The organism is Pseudomonas sp. NFPP04 (genome assembly GCF_900113815.1).
GTDB classification, from domain to species: domain Bacteria; phylum Pseudomonadota; class Gammaproteobacteria; order Pseudomonadales; family Pseudomonadaceae; genus Aquipseudomonas; species Aquipseudomonas extremorientalis.
This window is the reverse complement of record NZ_FOQS01000001.1, coordinates 388,523-406,500: the sequence shown is the minus strand read 5'-3', so window position 1 is coordinate 406,500 and position 17,978 is coordinate 388,523. Positions and strand designations below refer to the sequence as shown.

At 62.2% G+C, this 17,978-nt stretch carries 17 protein-coding genes; 8 read left to right on the top strand and 9 right to left on the bottom strand.

Annotated features, from left to right (window positions below; all coding sequences use genetic code 11):
• The first annotated feature begins 4 nt into the window (after positions 1-4).
• The 3 genes from BM017_RS01965 to fecA all read left to right on the top strand — a co-directional run bounded on the left by BM017_RS01965 (position 5) and on the right by fecA (position 3,859).
• Positions 5-493 (top strand): sigma-70 family RNA polymerase sigma factor, encoded by a 489-nt coding sequence (locus tag BM017_RS01965; RefSeq protein ID WP_071488625.1) that lies wholly within the window; start codon positions 5-7, stop codon positions 491-493.
• Positions 490-1,431 (top strand): FecR domain-containing protein, encoded by a 942-nt coding sequence (locus BM017_RS01960; protein ID WP_092240932.1) that lies wholly within the window; start codon positions 490-492, stop codon positions 1,429-1,431. The genes BM017_RS01965 and BM017_RS01960 overlap by 4 nt, the downstream gene beginning before the upstream one ends.
• Positions 1,432-1,522: 91 nt before the next feature.
• Entirely contained in the window at positions 1,523-3,859 is a 2,337-nt protein-coding gene (gene fecA / locus BM017_RS01955) for a TonB-dependent Fe(3+) dicitrate receptor FecA (protein ID WP_092240930.1), read from the top strand.
• Here the strand turns inward: fecA and BM017_RS01950 are convergent.
• Positions 3,856-4,728, bottom strand: coding sequence for a LysR family transcriptional regulator (locus BM017_RS01950; RefSeq protein WP_092240928.1), 873 nt, complete (start codon positions 4,726-4,728; stop codon positions 3,856-3,858). The two genes, fecA and BM017_RS01950, sit on opposite strands and share 4 nt — an antisense overlap.
• Positions 4,729-4,833: 105 nt before the next feature.
• On the opposite strand from BM017_RS01950, the gene BM017_RS01945 reads away from it, so the two are divergent.
• The gene (locus tag BM017_RS01945) at positions 4,834-6,345 is read left to right on the top strand and encodes an MFS transporter (RefSeq protein WP_092240926.1); all 1,512 of its coding nucleotides are present in this window, start codon (positions 4,834-4,836) and stop codon (positions 6,343-6,345) included.
• 51 nt (positions 6,346-6,396) lie between these two features.
• On the opposite strand, the gene BM017_RS01940 is transcribed toward BM017_RS01945, so the two are convergent.
• Together BM017_RS01940 and BM017_RS01935 are read right to left on the bottom strand one after the other, a co-directional pair.
• The gene (locus BM017_RS01940; protein ID WP_092240924.1) at positions 6,397-6,807 is read right to left on the bottom strand and encodes an HPF/RaiA family ribosome-associated protein; all 411 of its coding nucleotides are present in this window, start codon (positions 6,805-6,807) and stop codon (positions 6,397-6,399) included.
• Positions 6,808-7,019: 212 nt separating this feature from the next.
• Positions 7,020-7,967 carry a LysR substrate-binding domain-containing protein gene (locus tag BM017_RS01935; RefSeq protein WP_092240922.1) on the bottom strand — a complete coding sequence of 316 codons (948 nt, stop codon included), beginning with the start codon at positions 7,965-7,967 and terminating at the stop codon, positions 7,020-7,022.
• A gap of 137 nt (positions 7,968-8,104) precedes the next feature.
• Here BM017_RS01935 and BM017_RS01930 point away from each other — a divergent pair, with 137 nt between their 5' ends.
• Together BM017_RS01930 and BM017_RS01925 are read left to right on the top strand one after the other, a co-directional pair.
• Positions 8,105-9,481, top strand: a complete 1,377-nt coding sequence (locus BM017_RS01930; protein WP_092240920.1) for an L-serine ammonia-lyase — start codon at positions 8,105-8,107, stop codon at positions 9,479-9,481.
• Positions 9,482-9,815: 334 nt separating this feature from the next.
• The gene (locus tag BM017_RS01925) at positions 9,816-10,130 is read left to right on the top strand and encodes a DUF3509 domain-containing protein (RefSeq protein WP_092240918.1); all 315 of its coding nucleotides are present in this window, start codon (positions 9,816-9,818) and stop codon (positions 10,128-10,130) included.
• Here the strand turns inward: BM017_RS01925 and BM017_RS01920 are convergent.
• A complete protein-coding gene (locus BM017_RS01920; protein WP_058427808.1) occupies positions 10,127-10,615 on the bottom strand; it encodes a phosphate-starvation-inducible protein PsiE in 489 nt (162 codons plus the stop codon). The genes BM017_RS01925 and BM017_RS01920 overlap by 4 nt on opposite strands.
• A 248-nt stretch (positions 10,616-10,863) precedes the next feature.
• Here BM017_RS01920 and BM017_RS01915 point away from each other — a divergent pair, with 248 nt between their 5' ends.
• On the top strand, positions 10,864-11,124 hold the full coding sequence (locus BM017_RS01915; RefSeq protein ID WP_003171979.1) for a YebG family protein: 261 nt from the start codon (positions 10,864-10,866) through the stop codon (positions 11,122-11,124).
• 54 nt (positions 11,125-11,178) lie between these two features.
• Here the strand turns inward: BM017_RS01915 and BM017_RS01910 are convergent, their stop codons facing one another.
• On the bottom strand, positions 11,179-12,198 hold the full coding sequence (locus BM017_RS01910) for a Glu/Leu/Phe/Val dehydrogenase family protein (RefSeq protein WP_071488616.1): 1,020 nt from the start codon (positions 12,196-12,198) through the stop codon (positions 11,179-11,181).
• Between the two features lie 187 nt (positions 12,199-12,385).
• On the opposite strand from BM017_RS01910, the gene BM017_RS01905 reads away from it, so the two are divergent.
• Positions 12,386-13,189 carry a SirB1 family protein gene (locus BM017_RS01905; RefSeq protein ID WP_092240916.1) on the top strand — a complete coding sequence of 268 codons (804 nt, stop codon included), beginning with the start codon at positions 12,386-12,388 and terminating at the stop codon, positions 13,187-13,189.
• Between the two features lie 35 nt (positions 13,190-13,224).
• Here the strand turns inward: BM017_RS01905 and BM017_RS01900 are convergent, their stop codons facing one another.
• From BM017_RS01900 to hmgA, 4 genes are all read right to left on the bottom strand, one after another.
• The gene (locus tag BM017_RS01900; RefSeq protein WP_092240914.1) at positions 13,225-14,595 is read right to left on the bottom strand and encodes an MFS transporter; all 1,371 of its coding nucleotides are present in this window, start codon (positions 14,593-14,595) and stop codon (positions 13,225-13,227) included.
• A gap of 77 nt (positions 14,596-14,672) precedes the next feature.
• On the bottom strand, positions 14,673-15,308 hold the full coding sequence (maiA, locus tag BM017_RS01895) for a maleylacetoacetate isomerase (protein WP_092240912.1): 636 nt from the start codon (positions 15,306-15,308) through the stop codon (positions 14,673-14,675).
• Positions 15,309-15,320: 12 nt separating this feature from the next.
• Positions 15,321-16,607: a fumarylacetoacetase gene (gene fahA, locus BM017_RS01890; protein WP_092240910.1), complete on the bottom strand. Its 1,287-nt coding sequence runs from the start codon at positions 16,605-16,607 to the stop codon at positions 15,321-15,323.
• 3 nt (positions 16,608-16,610) lie between these two features.
• Complete coding sequence (hmgA, locus tag BM017_RS01885) at positions 16,611-17,894, bottom strand: homogentisate 1,2-dioxygenase (protein WP_092240908.1); 1,284 nt, start codon at positions 17,892-17,894, stop codon at positions 16,611-16,613.
• Positions 17,895-17,978: the final 84 nt, after the last annotated feature.

The following is a 17,978-nucleotide window of genomic DNA, read 5'->3' as shown; positions in this document are numbered from 1 at the left end:
CCCGTTGAGCCCGTCCAACACCGTCGAAGTTTTGTACACCGACCATCACCACTGGCTCACCGGCTGGTTGCGACGCAAGCTCGGCTGCCCGGAAAGCGCCGCCGACCTGGCCCAGGACACCTTCATGCGCGTGCTCACCGCGCGGGAAACGCCCACCCTGGTCGAACCCCGCGCGTTTCTCACCACGGTTGCCAAGCGCGTGCTGTTCAACTTCTACCGCCGCCAGGACCTGGAACGCGCCTACCTCGATGCCCTGGCACACATGCCCGAACACGTGGCGCCATCGGAAGAAGAACGCGCAATCATCCTGCAAACCCTGGTCGAGCTGGACCAACTGCTCGACGGCCTGCCGGTGCAGGTCAAGCGCGCCTTCCTGCTGGCGCAACTGGATGGGCTGACCTACGCGCAAATCGGCGCGGAGCTTGGGATTTCCATCGCCACCGTCAAACGTCACCTGACCAAAGCGGCCATGCGCTGCTATTTCGCCCTATGAACTTCTCCACTCAAGTCGCCGAACAGGCCGTGCATTGGCTGATGGAAATGCAGCAAGGCGGACTCAACCCTCGCCAGCAGGCTGCCTGGCAACACTGGCTGAACGCCCACAGCGAACACCAGCGCGCCTGGGACCACATGCAACGCGTCAACCAGCGCCTGCGCGGCATGCCCTCGCCCCTTGCCCATGCGGCGTTGAACGCGCCAACCTCCACCAGCCGCCGCCAGGCGCTCAAGTTGCTGTTGATCCTCGGCGCCGGTTCGGCCGCCGCCTGGGGCCTGCGCCAGCAACATATCCTGCCGCCGCTGAGCGCCGACTACCGCAGCCCCATCGGCCAACGCCGCAAGGTGCAATTGGCCGATGGCAGCCAGTTGCAACTCAATACCGGCAGCGCGGTGGATGTGCACTTCGATGGCAGGCAACGACTGATCCGCCTGCTTGAAGGCGAAATCCTGCTGACCGGTATCGCCGGCAACACACCGCTTAACGTGTTGACCGGCCAGGGTCTACTTACCAGCCAGGCCGCACGCATGAACGTGCGTCAGTTCAACGACCACACCCAGTTGACGGTATTCAATGGCCGCGTCGAGGTAATGCCCAACACCTACAGCGGCCTGCCGCTGACGGTCGAGGCCGCGCGCCAGGTCAACTTCACCCGCAAAGGCTGGGACACCCCGCGCCCTAGCGACGCCAACAGCGGCGCCTGGGCCGACGGCATGCTGGTCGCAGCTCACATGCGCCTGGAAGATTTCCTCGGCGAACTCGGCCGTTATCGTCGTGGCCAGGTCTATTGCGACCCACAGGTGGCCAACCTGCTGATCTCCGGCAGCTACCCGCTGGACGACAGCGAACGGATTCTGGACCTGCTGGAAGTGAGCCTGCCGGTCAAAGTGCGGCGCTTCACGCGGTATTGGGTGACGGTGCAGGCACGCGCCTGAAATTAATTCAAAACACTGTGAGCCGTTTTCCACACCTCGCGTGACAGAGAAGGAAAGCCCCCTTGATCCTTCCTTCTCAGGACCGCTCTTCATGCCCCAGCAACCCACGCTTCTCGCCCGCACCCTGCGCCAGTTCCTACTTGGCGCCAGCCTGAGTCTTACGGTACTGCCACACGCCATGGCGGCCGATGCCAAGCCGTATCACATCGCGCCGACTTCGCTGGAAGCGGCGTTGAATCAATTCGGACGTGAAGCGGGTGTGCTGATTTCCTTCGGTTCGCAAGTCACCGCGGGCATGCAGAGTCGTGGCTTGTCCGGTAACTATGGCGCCGCCGACGGCCTGCAGAAACTGCTGGAAGGCACCGGCCTGCAAGCCCGCGCCGAAGGCGACAATGCCTACAGCCTGCAACCGGCCAATGCACCGACCACTATTGAGTTGGGCACCTCCAGCGTGGTCGGCGACTGGCTCGGCGACGCAGCGCAAACCAATGTGTTCGAACACCCCGGCGCCCGAGATGTGATCCGCCGCGAAGAGTTCGAACGCCAGGGCGCCACCCAGGCCAGGGACGTGCTCAATCGCATCCCCGGCGTCAACGCCCCGGACAACAACGGCACCGGCAGCCACGACATGGCGCTGAACTTCGGTATTCGCGGCCTCAACCCGCGCCTGGCCTCGCGCTCCACGGTGCTGATGGACGGTATTCCGGTACCGTTTGCGCCGTACGGCCAACCACAACTGTCGTTTGCGCCGATCAGCATGGGCAACATGGATGCCGTCGACGTGGTGCGTGGCGGCGGCGCCGTGCGCTACGGCCCGCAGAACGTCGGTGGCGTGGTCAACTTCGTGACCCGGGCGATCCCGGATGCGCCCACGGTGAAAGGCGGCCTGCAGACCGAAACCAGCCCGTCCTCCAGCCATGACGGCTTCAAGACCACCGGCAACCTGCTGGCCGGCGGCACGGCCGACAATGGCCTGGGCGGTGCGCTGCTGTACTCCGGCACCCGTGGCGGCGACTGGCGCGAGAACAGCAACACGCGCATCGATGACCTGATCCTCAAGGGCAAATACCAGCTCGACGACGCCAACAGCTTCAACGCCATGGCGCAGTACTACGAAGGCCAGGCCGATATGCCTGGGGGGTTGAACGTTGCGGACTACAAGGCAGATCCGTACCAGTCCACCCGCCCCTACGACAAATTCTGGGGCCGCCGCACGATGTTCAACGTCGGCTACCGCTATGAGCAGGATCGTCGCGAGTTCACCGTGAATAGCTTCTTCACCAAGACCCTGCGCAGTGGTTACCTGGACCAGGGCACCTTCCTCTCGCTGTCCCCGCGCGAGTACTGGGTGCGTGGCATCGAGACCCGCTTCGCCCAAGGCTTTGATGTGGGCCCGACCAGCCACGAAGTAGGCGTCGGCTACCGCTACATCAACGAGGCCGGCCACGAGCTGCGCTATCGCACGCCGATTGCCGCCAACCAGCAGATTCCCACTACCAACAGCCGCAACGACCGCGACACCCGTGGCGGCACCGAAGCCAATGCATTCTTCATCGACGACCGGATCGATATCGGCAAGTGGACCATCACCCCGGGCGTGCGCTACGAGATGATCGAGTCCCAGCAGACCAACAACCTGAGCAACGTCAAATACAAGGGTGACTACAACACCGCGCTGCCGGCCCTGAACGTGCTCTACCACCTCACCGACAGCTGGAACCTCTATGCCAACACCGAAGGTTCGTTCGGCAGCGTGCAGTACAGCCAGATGCCCAACCGCGTGACCAGCGGCGAAGTGAAACCGGAAAAAGCCCGCACCTGGGAACTGGGTACCCGTTACGACGACGGCACCTTGCGTGCCGAGATCGGCGCGTTCCTGATCAACTTCGACAACCAGTACGAAAGCAACCAGACCAACGACTCGGTGATTGCCCGTGGCGAAACCCGCCACCAGGGTATCGAGACCAGCGTCAACTACGCGCTCGATGGCTTGAGCCCGGCGCTGGCCGGGTTTGATGTGTACGCCACTTACGCCTACGTCGACGCCACCATCCGCGAGGACGGCCCGAACAAAGGCAACCGCGTGCCCTTCTCGTCCAAGCACAAAGGCACCCTTGGCGTGGGTTACACCGAAGGCCGCTGGAAACTCAACCTGGACAGCAGCTACCAGAGCAGCCAGTTCGCCGACAACGCCAACACCCAGGCCGAAAGTGCCGACGGTGCCAACGGACGTATCCCGGGCTATATGTTGTTCAGCAGCCGTGCCGCCTACGACTTCGGCCCGCAGTTGTCGGATTTGAACGTGGCGGTGGGGGTGAAAAACATCTTCAACAAGCAGTACTACACGCGCTCGTTCGACGATAACAACAAGGGCAAATACGTCGGCGAGCCGCGCACGGTGTACGTACAGACCTCGATTGCGTTCTAACTGCCCGCCAGGCAACTGGGAGTGGCAGCGACCAGGGCGTCGATGGCGCAGCGGGTCTTGGCCGGCATATGCGCGGCGGTCGGCCAGATCACGTGGATCGGCGAGGGTTGCTCACGGTAGGCGGGCAACACCGCTTCCAACTGCCCGCGCAGCACATAGTGTGCAATCAACCAACTGGGCAACCAGGCCAGGCCGACGCCCGCGATAGCAGCGTCCGCCACGGCCTGGAGGTCATCCAGCACCAACGGCGATACGACCCGCGAACGGTGCGGGGTGTTGCTGCGGTAGGCAATGCCGCGGTGGCCGGCAAGGTCATCCGTCGATTCAATCCGTCCCACCCGCTGCAAGTACGCCGGTGAAGCGGCCAGCCCCACGGACTGTTCGCCCAGGCGCCGTGCACTCAAACGTTCGGTGTCAGGCAAAGCACCGATTCGCACGGCGATATCGAAGCTTTCCTGCACCAGGTCGGTGATACGGTCAGCAAAACACACCTCGATCTCCAGTTGCGGGTAACGGTCCATCAACCCCCATAACGCGGGCGCCGCATAGTGATGCCCGAAGGCCAGCGGCACGCTGGCGCGCAGCCGGCCGCGTGGCAACTGCCGGCCACTCTCCAGCACCGATTCGGCGGCTTCGAGTTCGGCCAGTGCGCGCAGGCAATGCTCGTAGTACGCCTGCCCGTCTTCCGTCAGACGCTGGCGGCGAGTGGAGCGCTGCAACAGGCAAGTCCCCAGCCGCGCCTCCAGCCGCGCCAGGCCCTTGCCCACCGCCGAGCGCGTCAGGTTCAGGCGTTCGGCGGCTTCCGTCAGGTTGCCGCTTTCGACGATCTGCAGAAAGAGTTCAACGCCATCGAAACGCGCAGTGGCCATGATTATATTGTCGCCCTTTATTCCCCTGTTGATGGAAAACTTATCACGAATAAAGAAACAGATTCCCCTGAAAATCTAACGCCCCCTCAACCTCAGGAGAATCCCATGCCACCCGCCGCCACCTTATCGGCCGTCAACCCACCCCGCACCGCCAGAAACGGCCTCGCCCTCACCGCCGTGTGCCTCGTCGCCCTGATGTTCGGCCTGGAGATCTCCAGCGTGCCGGTGATCCTGCCCACGCTGGAGCAGCAATTGGGCACAGGCTTCCAGGATGCCCAATGGATCATGAATGCCTACACCCTGGCCTGCACCAGCGTATTGATGGCAGCCGGTAGCCTGGCGGACCGTTTTGGCCGCAAGCGCATACTGGTGCTGTGCCTATGGTTGTTCGGACTGGCTTCGCTGGCGTGTGGGTTGGCGAACGATGCACCGACGCTGATTGCCGCGCGCTTCGTCCAGGGCGTGGGCGCCGGGGCGATGATGATCTGCCAGTTCGCGATTCTGTCGCACCTGTTTCGCGAACCGGCGGCGCGGGCACGGGCGTTCGCAATCTGGGGCGTAATCGCCGGCGTGGGCCTGGGCTTCGGGCCCATGGTGGGGGCGCTGATCCTGGCAGTAGCGGACTGGCGCTGGGTGTTCCTGGTGCATGTACCGCTCACCCTGTTCACCCTGGTGCTGTTGCATGTCAGCGTGCAGGAGTCCCGTGACCCGGCCGGCCATCGCCTGGACATCGCCGGTATGCTCACCTTGACGCTGTCGGTGTTCGCGCTGGTCTATTTCATCACCCAGGGCACCGAGAACGGTTTTGGCACACCGGTCATGCTCGGCTGGGCGGGACTGGCGGTGGCCGGGTTGCTGTTGTTCATCGTCGTTGAACGACGCAGCGCCCACCCGATGTTCGACTTCTCGGTATTGCGCATCCAGCGCTTCAATGGCGCCTTGATGGGCTCGATCGGCATGAATTTCAGCTTCTGGCCGTTCATGATCTACCTGCCGCTGTATTTCCAGGCCGGCCTGGGCTACGACACCCTGACCAGCGGCGGCGCCCTGCTCGCCTACACCCTGCCCACACTGCTGGTACCGCCGCTGGCTGAGCGCCTGGCCCTGCGCTATGGCGCCGAGCGCATCATTCCGTTGGGCCTGGGCTTGATGGGTGTAGGTTTCCTGGCCATGGCCGCCGCCAATGGGGCGGCGCAACCCGGCATCCTGCTGATCCTGGGCAGTTGCATCATTGCCGGCACAGGCCTGGCGCTGACCAACTCCCCCACCACCAACACCACGACCGGCTCGGTGTCGGCGGACCGCGCCGGCATGGCCTCGGGCATCGACCTCAGCGCACGGCTGATTACCCTGGCGCTCAACATCGCGTTGATGGGGCTGGTGCTGTTGCTGGGGATCAGCGATCAACTGGCCGGTGTGCTGCCCGAAACCACGGCGCTGGATTGGCCGGGCATCAGCCAGAACATTGCGGCCGGCAAGCTCGATGTACCGGGGTTGAACGCCGCGCAGGCCCAGGCCGCACTGCGCCACGGTGCCGGCTGGGCGATGCTGTTTGCAGGATTGGGTGCGTGTGGGCTGGCGCTATCGAGCCGGTACTTTTTCCGACGCGGACAGTAAATGAAAACGGGCCTGCAGTTGCAGGCCCGTTTGTAGGGGGGTGAAAATCGGTCAGCCGTTAATGACAGCGTTTTCGTTTTCCAGGAATTCCTCTTCCAACGCGTCTTCATTCACTTTATTGATTGGCTGGTTTTTCGCGGCAGCGCGTGGCTTGCCTTGCAGTTTGCCAAACAGATGTTCCAACGCATGGTCCAGCTTGGTCGCCGCACCGTCGATGGCCTGTTCCAGCGTATCGGCCTTATGCAGCACCGACAGTGGCTGATGGCCTTTTGGCCGCGCTTCCAGGCGGCAACTCAAATCGTGGGGACCGGGCTTGTCGCCGTTCTCATCCCGCAGGTAGACCTCCACTCGGGTCAGGTCTTCTTCGTAACGTTCGAGCGTGCTCTCAATGGTAGTACGTACCCACTCCTCCAGTCGGATGCTGCTTTCAATATGGTTATCGCTATTGACTTGGATTTGCATAGTTCTTCCCTTATTTCAGCTAGCTCGCGAGAGGTCACAACTGCGACACCGGGGCGGTGAAACCATGACCTCTTGATTACACAATTGAGCAGTCCGCAGAACAATTCAACCCCTTTGCAAAGATAAATCCTACATTACAAATTAAGCCTGACGACGAGCAAAAACGCTGTTAGGGTGGGGAGTTAGTTACATCTTCTTACGTGCAATCAACCTTACAGTTGCCCCTCTCCCAACGGGTGCAATCCGCGAAAGATCTCCGCCTCCTCCACCAGCCAATCATGTACCGCACGCACGCCCGGATGGCTCAGCGCACCCGGCGCATACAGCAGTACGTAGCGTTTATGGTTAGGCACGGCCAGGCCGAAGGGCACGATCAAGGTGCCGCGCTCCAATTCATCGTTGAGCAAGGTGCGGCGTGCGATGGCCACGCCCATGCCGGCGATGGCGGCTTCGATGGTCAGGTGGTTGCGGTTGAAGGTGTGGCCACGGCGCACATCGGCGTCGTGGTAGCCGATGGCATTCAAGTAAAACTCCCACTCCGCATACTCATAACTGCCACGCCAGGCGGTGATGTCATGCAGCAGCGGGAAATGCACCAGGTCGGCCGGCCCATGCAACGGTGGGCGACCGCGTAGCAGGCTCGGCGCGCACACCGGGAAGATCTGCTCGTCGAGCAAGGCGGTGGATAACAGGCCGGGGTAGCTGCCGTCGTTCAAGTCGACGGCCAGGTCGAAGTCGCCCTCATGCAAGGCGATGCTGCTGTCCTCGGCGACCATACGCAATTGGATATCCGGAAAGCGCTGCTGCAAACGCGGTAACCGAGGGGTCAGCCACTTGCCGAGAAACGACGGGATCGAGCGCAGGCGCAGGGTGCCGCTGATCATTCCCGCGTCCAGGCGCTGCAACTCCGCGTCGATGCTGCCATAGGCCTCGCCCACCGTCGCGGCCAAACGTTGCCCCTCGGCACTCAGCTCCACCCCACGGGCGCGTCGATGAAACAGACGAAACCCCAATCGCTCTTCCAACTGGCGGATTTGCTGGCTCACCGCGCCCGGCGTGATGTGCAGTTCTTCGGCGCAACGGGTGAACGACAGGTGCCGCGCAGCACAGGAAAAAACGTGCAGCCAGACATACGTCTGGCCATGGAGGGGCCGGATCATAGCGTTTAGTCCTGCTAAAGGGTGTCTTAGGATAATTCGTTGGTCAGTGCCGTGCCAGAGGCTCAGTATCGCGCCAATTGCGCTCGTCCTACAAAACATGGCAGCGATTCCTACTCCATTGCTTGTAAGGGTTTAGCATGGCTATCAGTGTTTTTGATCTATTCAAAGTGGGCATCGGCCCTTCCAGCTCCCATACCGTCGGCCCCATGCGCGCGGCGGCGACCTTTGCCCAAGCCCTGATCGACCAACGATTGTTGAGCGGCACCCGCCGCGTGGAAGTACGCTTGTATGGCTCGCTGTCCGCCACCGGTGTAGGCCATGCCACCGATCGCGCCTGTGTGATGGGCCTGATGGGTGAGTGGCCGGACACCGTCGACCCCACCTCGATCAATGCGCATATCCAGCAACTGCGTGAATCCGGCCGACTGTTACTCGCCGGCCAGCAGGACATTGCCTTCAACTGGCACACCGACCTCCTGCTACTGGACGAAAGCCTGCCCTACCACCCCAACGCCATGTCCCTGCACGCCTACGGTGAAAACGGCCTGCTGAGCGAGCAAACCTATTACTCGGTGGGCGGTGGTTTCATTATCGGCGCCGCAGAAGCAGCCTCCGGCATTGCACCGGCCAGCGATGTGCAATTGCCCTACGACTTCTCCAGCGCTGTCGAACTGCTGGCTTTGTGCAACAAGCACGGCCTGCGGGTTTCCGAACTGATGATGGCCAACGAACGTGCGTGGCGCAGCGACGCCGATATCCGCAGTGGCCTGCTGCATATCTGGTCGGTGATGCGCGAATGCGTGGAGCAAGGCCTGCGCGATGAAGGCATCCTGCCGGGCGGCCTGGATGTGCCACGCCGCGCGGCGAAACTGCACCGCAGCCTGTTGGAAATCGGCAAGCCGAATGTCATCACCTCCACCTTGTCCGCCATGGAATGGGTCAATCTGTTCGCCCTCGCCGTCAACGAAGAAAACGCCGCCGGCGGGCGCATGGTCACCGCGCCGACCAACGGTGCCGCCGGGATCATCCCGGCCGTGCTGCATTACTACATGAAGTTCAACGCCGACGCGTCTGACGACGACGTGGTCAATTTCTTCCTGGCCGCCGCCGCCGTCGGCATCCTCTGCAAGAAAAACGCTTCCATTTCCGGTGCCGAGGTTGGCTGCCAGGGCGAAGTCGGTTCGGCCTGCGCCATGGCAGCCGCCGGCTTGGCCGACGTGCTCGGTGCAACCCCCGAGCAACTGGAAAACGCCGCGGAAATCGGCCTGGAACATAACCTGGGCCTCACCTGCGACCCGGTCGGTGGCCTGGTGCAAGTGCCGTGCATCGAGCGCAACGCCATCGCCGCCGTCAAGGCGATCAACGCCACGCAAATGGCCCTGCGCGGTGACGGCAAGCACTTCATTTCCCTCGACCGGGTGATCCGCACCATGCGCGATACCGGCGCCGATATGCATGACAAATACAAAGAAACTTCACGGGGCGGCCTGGCGGTCAGTTGGGTGGAGTGCTGATTGGCTTGATTGCGCTGTCAGCGATCGTTTTCTCGGGACTGCCCTGAAACAGGTCACCCCACTCAAGCACGACCCAAAACAACGGTGGGAGGGAGATTGCCACCGATAGCGGTCTTCCAGCCAAGTATTCATTGGCTGAAAGTCTGCTATCGAGGGCAAGCCCCCTCCCACATTGGGATACGCGCTCCACACGGCACGGCCTTTGCTGTACAGCTCATGAGGCAAACGGACTTTGTTAAACCTCAACGACGAAGTGGCCGGTGGTCAGGAGACGCGAACTAATCCCGACACCGGTCGTCAATGACTGCATGTTCTTATCAGGCGGTAACACACCATGGACAATCCTTTTCAGATCATCACCGATACCTTCACCCCGCAATACCGCGTCAATCTGAGCATCCAACGCCTGGACGGCAGCATCATGCTGACCCTCTCCAACGAGCAGGGCGTGGTAGCCAAACGCATGATCAGCGCCGAGCAACGCAATGATCCAAAGCGGCTCAAGCGTCTGGTGCAGAGCATCCAGTTCGGCATCGCCATCGAGCAGGGCCACAGCGCCATGGACATCCTCACGGTGATGACGGATGGCGACCACAAAGTGCTACAGCGCCCGCCTGCCCGTACCCTGCCCTTCAGCGTCGGGCTTTAAAGCTCGCCCTTCTCGGTTTCCAGGCTCGCCTCGCCCTTGCGACGCGGGCCTTCGACCTTCACGGAAGGGAATGCCGATGAGGCATAGCGCACCACCAGGATCGAGAACGCCAACAGCAGAATCCCACCGCACAGGTAGATGATGCCTACATCCGGCGGGTTGTGATGGGACACGTTGGAGATCAGCAGACGCGTCAGCGCAGTGATTGCCACGTAGATCAGGAAGCGTACCGGCATGTGGTTGGTCTTGAAGTAAATCCCCACCATCGCGCCCAATTCCAGGTAGATGAACAGCAGCAAGATGTCATCGATCTTGATGTGTCCGTTCTCCAGCATCCCCAGAAACTCCATCACCGCCGCCCAGGCCGTCACCGCACCAATGGCGAACAGCGCCAGGTAGTGGAACGACTCGACGAACAGATTGCCCAGGGACTCGGCCAGACCATGTACTTGCTGGCGCAGCCTTTCGGCCCAGTTGATTTTCACGATGATGCTTCCTTAGGTCGACTCGACCGGATAATGCGGGTTGGACGTGACGGTTGTTCTGCATGCAGAAAAAAGGCCAGGGGCAGGTATAAGATGATGGCGGGGTGATATGAGGCACTCCAATCCCGTATTTCCAGACTACATTAAAAAACTGCTACCCAAACCCCACGGTTTGGCTTACCCTTTTCGCTGTATATAAATACAGTAGTCGCAAAAGACAACTATCGTGAAGGCATGTGAGGTGGTGAATGGCCGTCGAAGTGGTATACCGCAGCAGCCGAGATCTGGAGCGTTTGTTCATGGATAAAGCCGAAGCTGACCGTCATGACAAGATGCTTGAACTCGCCGAGTTGCTCGCAGAAGTGTTGCAAAAAGCCGTGCCGTCCCTGAGCGAGCAGCAGGTGGAAGAAGCCGGGATCTACATGGCGAAGAACCGCGATGTGTTCGCCAAGGCGTTCAAGAGCCAGCCGGACGCGTTGTCCGAGTTGCTGAACGCGGCGGCGGAATAAAGCCCGAATTGAACAGGCCCTGAATCATTGGTTCAGGGCCTTTTTAATACCTGGCTATTGGTAAAGCAGGCGCTCGGCGAGTTCGTCGGCCACGCGGGCGGGTGAGCGTTTTTCGGCCTGGGCGTGGGCGAAGATTTCGGTGAGGCGCGTGCCGATGTTGGACAGGTGCGCGGTGATGGAAGGGAGCTCTGCGCCGCTGTGCCTGAGGGCGACGTAGATCAGCCCTCCCGAGTTGATCACGTAGTCCGGTGCGTAGAGGATGCCACGCGCCTCCAGTTGATCCGCGTTGTCGAGGTGGGTCAGTTGTGCACTGGCGGAACCGGCCACGGCGGCGCAGCGCAGTTGGCCGACGCTCTGGCGGTTGAACACGGCACCGAGGCCGCAGGGGGCGAGGATGTCGCACGGCGTGCTGAGCAAGGCGTCATTGGCGATGGGGTGTGCGCCCAGTTGCTCCATGGCCAGTTGCACCTTGCCGTGGTCGATGTCGCTCACCAGCAGTTCGGCCCCGGCCGCGTGCAGTTGTTCAGCCAGGGCGAAGCCGACGTTGCCCAGGCCCTGGATGGCGACACGCAAGCCTTCGAGGTTGTCGCTGCCCAGGCGTGCCATGGCGGTGGTGCGGATGCCGGCGAACACGCCCATGGCAGCGTGGGGCGAAGGGTCGCCCGCAGCGGTGGTGCTGGTGACGTAGCGGGTGTGCTGGGCGATGCAGTCCATGTCGGCCACCGAAGTGCCGCTGTCGATGGCGGTGATGTAGCGTCCGTCGAGCTGTTCGATGCAACGTCCAAAGGCTTCAAACAAGGCGGCACGGTTTTCCACATGAGCGGGACGCAGGATCACGGCGGTGCCACCGCCCACCGGCAAACCGGCCAGGGCCGCCTTGTAGCTCATGCCTTGGGCCAGGCGCGCAGCATCTGCCACGGCACTTTCGTCGTCGGGATAGGAGAGGTAGCGACAGCCGCCAAGGGCAGGCCCCAGACGGCTGTTATGGATGGCAATGACCGCCTTCAGCCCGGTGACCGGGTCGACGCTCAAGTGCAGCGATTCAAGGCGGGTGCTGTGCATGAGAGCAAACATCGTCAAGCTCCCGAGTCACTTCTGGTAGTGGGCCAAGTATAGGCTTGCGGTAGAAAACTGCCGGAATACGCTGGAATAAGCCGGCCGATTTGGTAGGGCTTGCGACATAAGCGCGCAGGATATTTCCCAAGCCACTGGACGAAAATTCCCAGCAAGGCTAAAACGGGGGCATCCGCCGGAGATTGCAATGAACCCCCGCAAAGCCTTTTTCGCCTGCCTGGAAAGCTCCCCGCCCGCGCTGTTTGAAGCAGCGTTGTGGATTGCGGCCGAGCATGACCCGGCGGTGCAGCCATCCGTGATCCTGCAGGAGCTGACGCTGCTGCAACAACAGGTGAGCATCGGCATGCCCATGCTGCCGGCGGATGAGCTGGGCCAGCCGTTGCTGCGGCGCCTGAATGACCTGGGGTTTGCCCAGGATGAATTCACCCCGCTGCGCCCCGCCGCCGCCTTGCTGGACAAGGTGTTGCAACGCAAGCGCGGACAACCCCTGGCGATGGGGCTGATCGCCATGGAGCTGGCGCGACGGATGGATATCCCCATGGTCGGCGTGAACTTCCCCGGGCATTTCCTGCTGCGCGTACCCGGCGCCGATCACCTGTTGGATCCGTGCGGCGGCCGGCGCCTGTATCCCAATGATTGCCGCGACCTGCTGCAACGCCAGTACGGCCCCAACCTCAAGCTGCAGGCCGACCACCTGCACACCGCCGACCCGCGTTCGATCCTGCAGCGACTGTCCCGCAACCTGCGGCAATTGCACCTGTCCAACGACGCCCCGCTCGAGGCCCTGGTCGACGCCGAACGTGTGCTGGAACTGGGCAATGCCAGCGCCGCCGATTACCTGGCACGGGCCAGCCTGTACCAGCGCCTGGACTGCCCCAACGCCGAGCGCTTCGATCTGGAACACGCGCTGATGCTCAGCGAAGACCCGATCCAGCGCCTGCGCCTGACCGAACGCCTGGGGCATTTGCCGCCCAACTCAGTGGTGCACTGAACCCACGACTTGCCACAGCCAGTTCGCTCGCAGTGTCAGTGATTGGCCGGTGCCTTGAGAATATCGCCGGGCATCGCGCTCTTCGGCCCCCCAGCCCCAGGCGAACGCACCTGGATAATCAACAACGCCGCCACTACCGCCGGTATCGCGCAGAAGAAGAAAATCTGCTCCACCGGGATATGCATCGCCAGCAACATGCTGCCAAACAACGGGCCCAGGATTGAACCAAACCGCCCCACCCCCAACGCCCAGCCCGTCCCCGTGGCGCGCACCTGTGCCGGATAAAAATTGCTGGCAAAGGCATTGAGCGTCAGTTGCCCACCGATGATGCAAAACCCGGCTGCAAACACACAGGCCACCAGGTAACGGGGGTTGTCATGGTTCAGGCCGAGCAGGATGGTGCACACCGCCGCTATCGCCAGCACGCCGGACAACAGCCGCACCTTGCTTTTCAAGCGGTCGGCGAACCAGGCCATGCCGATGGCGCCCAAGGTCCCGGCGAACAGGAACATCGAGGTCACCAGGTTGGCTTCTTTCAACGCCAGCCCACTTTCCAGCAGCAGCGACGGCAACCAGCTGATCATGAAGTACAACAGGATCAGGCTGACAAAAAAGGTCGCCCAGATCAGCAGCGTCGGTCGTGCATAACCATTGCGGAACAACTCCACCACCGTCAGTTTGCTGCCCTGCTCCTGTTGGTTTTGCGCCTCGGTGGCCAACGGCGGTTGCCAGCCCGGCAACATCCGCGACGTCACGCTTTGCAGCCGCGCATAAGGCGGAGCGTCGCGCAACAGACGCGGCAAGGATTCCGGCAACAGCCACACCAGAAACGGAAACAGCAGCAACGGCGTCACGCCACCGGCGAGAAACACGGCCTGCCAGCCAAACCCTTCGATGAACCCCGCCGCCACAAACCCGCCCGCCGCGCCGCCGAACGAGAAACCACAAGCCGCCAAAGTCACCATCAATGTGCGCAGGCGTGGAGGGGAATAGTCCGACATCAAGGCCATCGCACTCGGCATTGCGCCGCCCATGCCGATGCCACAGATGAATCGGGCGGCCATCAACGTGGTCAGCGAGTTGGCGAACACCATCAGCACAGTCAGGGTGGCGTAGATCAGCACACAGCCGAGCAGGATACGGCGTACCCCGAAACGATCCGCCAGCGGGGTGACCAGCAACGAGCCCAAGGTCAGCCCGAGCAGGTTGGCGCTGAACACCGGGCCAAAGGCAGCCTTCTCCAGCCCCCAGTCCTGGGCCAGCGCCGGCACCACATAACCCAGGACCTGGGCGTCGTAGCCATCGGTCACCAGCAGCAGCGCCAGCAACAGGAGAATCAACCACTGGTAGCGCGACACCGGACGGGCGTCGAGTGCCGCGCGAAAGCTGGCAATCTGATTATGCATCGCAAGGTACCTATTATTTTTATAAGGGTGTTGCAGGTCAAAATGTGGAAGGGGCTTGCACCCTTCCACAGTGTGTCCTAAGGCGTGTCAGGTTGATTGGCGGGGTGTGCTTTCACAAACGCCGGATTCTGCGCCGCCAATGCCGCCACCCGCCCGATGCGCGGGTACGCCGCCAATCGCACCTTGAAGCGTTCCGCCGCATACAACTGGGGAATCAGGAACGTATCGGCCAGCCCCGGCTGCTCGCCAAAACAAAACCCCGTGTCGCCGATCAACTGCTCCACCGCACCCAGGCCCTGGCTGATCCAATGGCCGATCCATTCCAGCACTTGCGCCTCGTCATGCCCCCACTGGCGCAGCAGGTTCTGGGTACTGGAATTGTGCAGCGGATGAATATCGCAGCCGATGATCGAGGCCACCGCACGCTCATGGGCGCGGGTCGCCAGGTCCTTGGAGAGCAGCGGTGCCTGTGGATAACGTTCTTCCAGGTATTCGATGATCGCCGGCGACTGAATCAACAGCTCGCCCTCATCGGTGCGCAACGAAGGCACACGGCCCTGCGGATTGATCGCCAGGTACTCCGGCTGGCGATTGGCACCGCCCGCCGGCACCAGCAGGTTGACCGGTACGGCAGTGAAATCCAGGCCCTTGAGCGCCAGGGCAATGCGCACCCGGTACGACGCAGTGGAACGGTAGTAAGTGTAGAGTTCCATCGCCGGGCCCTCCTAGCGCGCCGCGACCACGGTGCCACGGCATTCGCCGAAGCCGATGGAGGCAAAGCCTTCACGGCGGCAGCGGGCGCGCAGGATGATTTCGTCGCCATCCTCAAGGAACTTGCGCACCTCGCCGGACGGCAACTCGACCGCCTTTTTGCCACCTTCGGTCATTTCCAACAGGCTGCCGAACTGGCCCGCCTGCGGCCCGGACAAGGTGCCCGAACCAAACAGGTCACCGGCCTGCAACTGGCAGCCATTGACGCTGTGGTGCGCCACCAATTGCGCGACAGTCCAGTACATGTGCAGGCTGTTGCTCAGGGCCAGGCGGAATGCCGGCAGGTTCTGTTCGCGCATCGCGGCGGTGGTCAGCAGCACTTCCAATTCGATATCCAGGGCGCCCGCAGCCTGGTCGCGTTTATCCAGCAAGTACGGCAGCGGTTGCGGGTCGCCTTCGGGGCGCGCCGGTTGCGCTGTGCGGAACGGCTCAAGTGCCTCGACCGTGACCACCCACGGTGAGATGGTGGTGATGAAGCTTTTCGACAGGAACGGCCCCAATGGCTGGTATTCCCAGGCCTGGATATCCCGCGCCGACCAGTCATTGAGCAGGCAGAAACCGGCGATGTGGTCCGCCGCGTCACCAATGGCAATCGAATCGCCCATCTCGTTGCCCTGGCCGATCCAGATACCCAGTTCCAACTCATAGTCCAGGCGTGCACACGGGCCGAAGGTCGGCTCGGTCTGGCCGGCCGGCAGGGTCTGGCCCTTGGGACGACGCACGTCGGCGCCCGAGGCGCGGATGGTCGAGGCGCGGCCGTGGTAACCAATCGGCACGTACTTGTAGTTGGGCAGCAGCGGGTTATCGGGACGGAACAGTTTGCCGACGTTCTGCGCGTGCTCGATGCCCACATAGAAGTCGGTGTAGTCGTTGATCTGCGCCGGTACGTGCATCCGGCAATCGGCGGCGCGGTGCAGTACCTGTGCCTCGCGGGTTTGCAATGGGCTGCCTTCGGCCAGCAGTTCCAGCAGACGCTCGCGCAGGGCCACGCGCGGGCCTCGGCCCAGTTCAAAAAATGCGTTCAGTTGACCACCGGCGGTAGCCTCGACGGCGCGGCGGGCATCACCACTGAACTCGTCGATGGCGGCATGCAGATCCAGGATCGAGTCACCAATCGCCACGCCACTGCGTGGCGCACCGCCGTTGATGCTGAACACACCCAGTGGCAGGTTCTGCAAGGGGAAATCGGTGTGACCGTTGGCGGAGGCCACCCAGCTGCGGGTGAGTGTGGGCTGCGTCATGGGTTATCTCCGGTTCGGGTTGAAGGTAGCGGGCAGCGAGGCCCAGCACGCGTCATAAGCAGGTTGCAGTTGCGGGCAGTCCAGGGCGAACTGGGTCGGGCGCAGCACCTGGCTGGTCTCGAACATGAACGCCATGGTGTTATCGATCTTGTGCGGCGCCAGCTCCACGTTGATGGCCTTGGTGCAGGTCTCGCCGTCCGGGCCGTGGGCGCTCATGCAGCTGTGCAGAGATGCGCCCCCCGGCAGGAAGCCTTCGGCCTTGGCGTCGTAGGCACCCTGGATCAGGCCCATGTATTCGTTCATCAGGTTGCGGTGGAACCACGGCGGGCGGAAGGTGTTCTCGGCCACCATCCAGCGCGGCGGGAAGATCACGAAGTCGAGGTTGGCCAGGCCGTGGGTGCTGGTGGGCGAGGTCAATACGGTAAAGATCGACGGGTCCGGGTGATCGAAGCTGACGGTGCCAATCGTGTTGAAACGGCGCAGGTCGTATTTGTACGGCACGTTGTTGCCGTGCCAGGCGACCACGTTGAGTGGGGAATGGTCGAGCTCGCAGGCCCAGAGTTCGCCGAGGAATTTCTGTACCAGCGTCGTCGGTTTCTTCACATCTTCATAGTGCGCAACCGGCGTCAGGAAATCACGCGGATTGGCCAGGCCATTGCTGCCGATGGGGCCCAGGTCCGGCAGGCGCAGGGGTGTGCCATGGTTCTCGGCGACGTAACCGCGCGCTTGCGCGTCCAGCAGCTCGACGCGGAACTTCAGGCCACGAGGCAACACGACGATTTCCAGTGGCTCCACTTCCAACACGCCAAGCTCGGTGGCGATGCGCAGGCGGCCTTGCTCGGGAACGACCAACAACTCGCCGTCGGCGTTGAAGAACACACGCTCCATGGAGCGGTTGGCGCGGTAGTGATGGATGCTGATGCCTGAGGGCTTTTCTGACCCGGAATTAGCCACCATCCCGACCAGCCCGTCGATAAAGTCCGTCGCCTCGCTCGGCATATCCAGCGGGTTCCAGCGCAGGCGATTGGGCGTCACCGCGCCCAGCTGACCACCGGCCAACTGTCGTTCAAGCCTGATAAACGCCGGGTGATTGGCCGACGGCTGGATGCGGTACAGCCAGGTACGCCGGGCTTCGCTGCGGGCCATGGTGAACGCGGTGCCGGAGAACAGTTCGGTGTACAAACCGTAGGGCGCTTTTTGCGGGGAGTTCTGGCCGACGGGCAGTGCGCCGGGCAAGGCTTCGCTGGCGAATTCATTGCCAAAGCCCGACAGGTATTCGAGGTTCATGGATCATCCTCTGCACGGAAGTTGTTTTTATCGTAATCCAGTTACGCATAACGTAATTTGATCACTATCGACCGTCAAGCTATA

What these genes read in the sequence shown, in the direction of transcription:
- BM017_RS01945 (WP_092240926.1), top strand. Translation starts at nt 4,834, where the DNA reads ATGCCACCCGCCGCCACCTTATCGGCCGTCAACCCACCCCGCACCGCC.
- BM017_RS01930 (WP_092240920.1), top strand. Translation starts at nt 8,105, where the DNA reads ATGGCTATCAGTGTTTTTGATCTATTCAAAGTGGGCATCGGCCCTTCC.
- BM017_RS01960 (WP_092240932.1), top strand. Translation starts at nt 490, where the DNA reads ATGAACTTCTCCACTCAAGTCGCCGAACAGGCCGTGCATTGGCTGATG.
- BM017_RS01940 (WP_092240924.1), bottom strand. Translation starts at nt 6,807, where the DNA reads ATGCAAATCCAAGTCAATAGCGATAACCATATTGAAAGCAGCATCCGA.
- BM017_RS01950 (WP_092240928.1), bottom strand. Translation starts at nt 4,728, where the DNA reads ATGGCCACTGCGCGTTTCGATGGCGTTGAACTCTTTCTGCAGATCGTC.
- BM017_RS01905 (WP_092240916.1), top strand. Translation starts at nt 12,386, where the DNA reads ATGAACCCCCGCAAAGCCTTTTTCGCCTGCCTGGAAAGCTCCCCGCCC.
- BM017_RS01900 (WP_092240914.1), bottom strand. Translation starts at nt 14,595, where the DNA reads ATGCATAATCAGATTGCCAGCTTTCGCGCGGCACTCGACGCCCGTCCG.
- BM017_RS01915 (WP_003171979.1), top strand. Translation starts at nt 10,864, where the DNA reads ATGGCCGTCGAAGTGGTATACCGCAGCAGCCGAGATCTGGAGCGTTTG.
- fahA (WP_092240910.1), bottom strand. Translation starts at nt 16,607, where the DNA reads ATGACGCAGCCCACACTCACCCGCAGCTGGGTGGCCTCCGCCAACGGT.
- fecA (WP_092240930.1), top strand. Translation starts at nt 1,523, where the DNA reads ATGCCCCAGCAACCCACGCTTCTCGCCCGCACCCTGCGCCAGTTCCTA.
- maiA (WP_092240912.1), bottom strand. Translation starts at nt 15,308, where the DNA reads ATGGAACTCTACACTTACTACCGTTCCACTGCGTCGTACCGGGTGCGC.
- BM017_RS01910 (WP_071488616.1), bottom strand. Translation starts at nt 12,198, where the DNA reads ATGTTTGCTCTCATGCACAGCACCCGCCTTGAATCGCTGCACTTGAGC.
- BM017_RS01925 (WP_092240918.1), top strand. Translation starts at nt 9,816, where the DNA reads ATGGACAATCCTTTTCAGATCATCACCGATACCTTCACCCCGCAATAC.
- hmgA (WP_092240908.1), bottom strand. Translation starts at nt 17,894, where the DNA reads ATGAACCTCGAATACCTGTCGGGCTTTGGCAATGAATTCGCCAGCGAA.
- BM017_RS01935 (WP_092240922.1), bottom strand. Translation starts at nt 7,967, where the DNA reads ATGATCCGGCCCCTCCATGGCCAGACGTATGTCTGGCTGCACGTTTTT.